General features: G+C 74.8%; 2 protein-coding genes and 1 pseudogene. All 3 read left to right on the top strand.

The window, feature by feature from the left end; genetic code table 11:
- Window positions 1-512, top strand: a pseudogene (locus tag HG543_RS52205) (peptide ABC transporter substrate-binding protein); the annotation flags it as partial.
- 10 nt (window positions 513-522) lie between these two features.
- Window positions 523-2,202: an ATP-binding protein gene (locus HG543_RS52200; RefSeq protein WP_169352452.1), complete on the top strand. Its 1,680-nt coding sequence runs from the start codon at window positions 523-525 to the stop codon at window positions 2,200-2,202.
- A gap of 136 nt (window positions 2,203-2,338) precedes the next feature.
- Window positions 2,339-3,828, top strand: a 1,490-nt coding sequence (locus HG543_RS52195; protein ID WP_169352451.1) for a serine/threonine-protein kinase, incomplete at its 3' end; no start/stop codon positions are given.

Genomic DNA, 3,828 nt, shown 5'->3' with positions numbered 1-3,828 from the left:
GCCCGGCCCCGCCCGCCGCCGGGCCCGCGCGCACGGTGACGCTCCTCTACGACAGCTCCGTGGAGGACCAGCGCGCGGTGGCCGAGCGCATCCAGGTGAAGCTGCACGACCGCGGCTACACCGTGGCGCTGGAGCCGCTGCCGCGCGCGGCGCTGCGCGCGCGCTGGGCGAAGGGAGACTTCGAGCTGATGCTGCACGCGCTGCTGCTGCCGCCCGCTCCCGGCCCCGCGCTGGCGGTGGTGCTGGATGCCGGCGGGCGGAGGGACCTGCTCGGCGTGGAGCTGCCCGCCATCGGCGCGCTGGCGGACATGGCCGCCCGTGACGCCCGCGCGCGCGAGCGGGCCCTGGCCCTGGCGCAGGCCGTGCCGCTGGTGCCCCTGTACGCGCAGGGCCTGGCCGTGCGCGTGGCGCCCGAGGTGGGCGGCCTGAAGTTCGACGCGCAGGGCCTACCGCAACTGGACGGGCTGCACCTGGTGCCCCCGGAGGGGGCGGCCCTGGGAGCCCGCCCGTGAGGAGCCCGCCATGCGCCTGAGGACGCGGCTGGCGCTCGCCTTCGCGCTGCTGGCACTGGTGCCGCTGGCGGTGGTGGTGCCCCCCACCCTCACCCGCCTGCGCGACACGCTGTCGCGCGAGCTGGACGCGCGCATGGAGGCCGCCACCACCTCCGCGCAGGAGTCGCTGGAGCGCTCCGGCGCCACCGCCCGCCGCGCGGTGGAGGAGCTGGTGGACAGCCCCGCCCTGGAGGACCTGGCGCGCGAGGCCCGCGAGAGCCCCACCCGCGCCATCCAGGCCGGCACCGCCGAGGGGCTGATGAAGAGCCGCGGCCTGTCGGTGCTCGCCCTCTTCGACCGGGGCGGCACGGTGCTGTCCTCGGGCCACCTGCCCGCGCGGCGCGGCGACCCGGACCCGGACCTCTTCGCCGTCACCCGCGAGAAGTCACCCAGGCCCGTGCCGGTGCGCGTGGACGTGCGCACCCCGTCCGGCCTGCGCCAGCTTCCCGCGCTCGTCACCGCGCGCCCCGTGGACTACGGGGACCTGCGGCTGTGGGCGGTGGGCGGCGTGCTGCTCGACGAGGGCCTGGCGCAGCACCTGTCGCGGCTCACCCAGGCGCAGGTGTCCGTCAGCTCCGGCGGCACGGAGCTGGCCCGGGCCGGCGCGGCCGAGCCGCCCACGGTGGCGCGCACGCTGCCGCTGGGAGAGGCCGCCACGGTGCGGCTCGTCTTCAGCCGGGCTCCGGCGCGAGAAGCCGAGCAGGGCGTCATGCGCGCCTTCCTCCTGCTGGCGGGCCTGGGCGGCACCTTCGCGGTGCTGCTGGGCGTGCTGGTATCGCGGTGGATGACACGGCCGGTGGAGGCGCTCACCGAGGGCGCGCGGCGCGTGGCGGAGGGCGCGCTGGACGCGCAGGTGGCGGTGGAGGCCAGCGGCGAGGTGGGCGAGTTGGTGCGCACGTTCAACCGGATGACGGGGGAGCTGAAGGCCACCACCGAGCGGCTGGTGGCCAGCGAGCGCATCGCCGCGTGGCAGGAGGTGGCGCGGCGGCTGGCGCACGAAATCAAGAACCCGCTGACGCCCATCCGCATGTCGCTGGAGACGCTGCAGGCCGCGCAGGAGGCCGGCCACCCACGCTTCCCCGACATGTTCAAGGAGAGCGCGGGCGTGGTGCTGGAGGAGGTGGACCGGCTGCGGCGCATCGTCGACGAGTTCAGCCGCTTCGCGCGGATGCCCAAGCCGCAGCTCGCGCCGGTGGACCTGGGCGAGCTGGTGCAGAGCGTGCTGTCGCTGTACGCCACGCCGCCGCCGGGCATCCAGATTCTTCCCTCGCTCCAGACGGGCGTGGTGGCGAAGGTGGACAGGGACCAGCTCACGCAGGTGCTCGTCAATCTGGTGAAGAACGCCGAGGAGGCCATGGCGGACAAGGGCGGCGCCCTGCGCGTGCGGGTGAAGGGCATCGACGCGGACGCCATCATCGAGGTGGAGGACAGCGGCCCGGGCATCCCCCCGGAGCACCGCGCCCGCATCTTCGAGCCCTACTTCACCACCAAGGAGGGCGGCACCGGCCTGGGACTGGCCATCGCCGCGCGCATCCTCCAGGAGCACGGCGGCAAGCTGGACGTGGGCGGCGAGCCCGGCCAGGGCGCCCGCTTCAGCATGGTCCTGCCCCGCGCCGAGGGCCACGGCCCCGTGAGGCTGCGCGCGGAGTAGCAAGGCTTCACGCGCGTCACGTCCGGGGCGCACTTCGGGTGCGAAGGCGCGTCCGGGGCGGTGGCGGCGAGCAGGCGTGGAGGGCTGGAGGGGCCCGGTCCTCACCGGCTCGCGGGGCTTGGTATCGTGCGCGCCCATGAATGAGTCCACGGCCGTGTCCGATACCCGCATCGGCTCGGTGTTGCAGGAGCGCTACCGCATCATCGAGCGACTCGCGGCGGGGGGCATGGGCGTGGTGTACCGGGGCGAGCGGCTGGAGGTGGGCAAGCCCGTCGCCATCAAGTTCCTCCACGCGTGGGCGGCCCGGGACGAGGACTTCCGCAAGCGCTTCCAGGTGGAGGCGCGCGCGATGAGCCGCCTCACGCACCCCTGCTGCGTGTCGGTCATCGACTTCGGCGTGGACGAGGACTCGCCGTACATGGTGATGGACTTCGTCACCGGCGAGACGCTGCGCGGCCTGCTGCGCGACGGGGCGCTGCCGCTGGCCCGGGCCGTGGGCACGGTGCGGCAGGTGCTCGCGGGCCTCGCGCATGCGCACGCGCAGGGCATCATCCACCGGGACATCAAGCCCGAGAACATCATCGTCACACAGGCGGTGGGCCTCGGCGAGCAGGTGCGCATCCTCGACTTCGGCATCGCCAAGCTCCGGGACGAGGCGACGGGCCTCACCTCGGGGTTGATGCTCGGGACGCCGTCGTACATGGCTCCGGAGCAGATTCACGGCGAGCCGGTGGGCCCTCCGACGGACGTGTACGCCACCGGCGTGCTGCTGTTCGAGGTGCTCACGGGCAAGAAGCCCTTCGCCTCGGCGAGCAACGCGGAGTTGCTGCACATGCACCGCGAGGTGAAGCCTCCGGCCCTGCGGGACGTCGCGCCCGAGGCGGGCTTCTCCGACGCGCTCGAGGCCGCGGTGGCGAAGGCGCTCGCCAAGGCCCCGGCGGACCGCTTCCAGTCCGCGACGGAGTTCCTCGCCGCGCTCGACGCGGCCGTGTCGGCTTCGGCCGGGGTGTCGCCACGTCAGGACACCGCGGCCTCGCTCCCCCTCGAGACGCCCGCGCGGCAGAGCGCACCGGAAGCCCCGGGGGCCACCGACACCACGCCCGCGCGCCCGGCCGCGACACGCCCGCGCCAGGATGCTCCAGGCGCCGCCCACACCACGCCAGCGCGGCCCCATGAGACGCCCGCGCGACAGAGCGCGCCGGAGGCTCCGGGCTCCACTGACACCACACCCGCGCGCCCTCACGCGGCACGCGCGACCCCGGACGCTTCAGGTGCTGCCGGTGCCGAGGCCGCCTGCCCCTACCTGGGGTCTCTTCGTGAAAACATGCCGGCGGCTCCAGGTGCCGGTGACTCCGCGCCAGCGCAACAGCGAGAGGCGCTCGCGACGGAGGGCGCTCCGGCCGAGCCCAAGGCTCCCGCCGCGACGTCGGCGTCTTCGGAAGTGGTGGCCTCCTCCTCGCGGAACGAGCCCACGATGCTCGTCCCCAAGAAGGTCTCGGGCACGTCCCCGGCCTCCCGGAGCCGCTCGCTCGCGCTGGTGGGTGGGGCGACGGCGCTCGTCCTGGTCGGGGCGGGCATCGTCTGGTGGGCCGTTCCCTCGGGCCCCTCCCCCGCATCATCCGAGCC

The sequence above is a fragment of the Pyxidicoccus fallax genome (assembly GCF_012933655.1).
Taxonomy (GTDB): domain Bacteria; phylum Myxococcota; class Myxococcia; order Myxococcales; family Myxococcaceae; genus Myxococcus; species Myxococcus fallax.
This window is presented reverse-complemented; position numbering and strand designations above follow the sequence as displayed.

Coding starts and splice junctions, on each gene's coding strand:
- HG543_RS52200 (WP_169352452.1), top strand. CDS start 523: ATGCGCCTGAGGACGCGGCTGGCGCTCGCCTTCGCGCTGCTGGCACTG.